Below are 236 nucleotides of genomic sequence, written 5' to 3'. Positions count from 1 at the left end.
CTATTTCTCTTGCTTTCTCTTCTTCCTTAGCCTTTGCTATTTCTCTTGCTTTAGCCTTTTCTATCTCTTGGGCTTTTGCTTCTTCCTTAGCCTTTGCTACTTCTCTTGCTTTCTCTTCTTCCTTAGCTTTGGCTATTTCTCTTGCTTTCTCTTCTTCCTTAGCCTTTTCTATTTCTCTTGCTTTCTCTTCTTCCTTAGCCTTTGCTATTTCTCTTGCTTTAGCCTTTTCTATCTCT

Annotated in this window: 1 protein-coding gene; it reads right to left on the bottom strand. The window is 38.6% G+C overall.

What is annotated here, in order from left to right:
- Window positions 1–236, bottom strand: a 236-nt coding sequence (locus BAQ44_RS31920; RefSeq protein ID WP_211274093.1) for a hypothetical protein, incomplete at both ends; no start/stop codon positions are given.

This window comes from Bacillus mobilis, assembly GCF_001884045.1.
In the GTDB taxonomy this organism is placed as follows: domain Bacteria; phylum Bacillota; class Bacilli; order Bacillales; family Bacillaceae_G; genus Bacillus_A; species Bacillus_A mobilis.
Note: the sequence above shows the minus strand (reverse complement) of the source record. Positions and strands in the feature narration are given on the sequence as shown.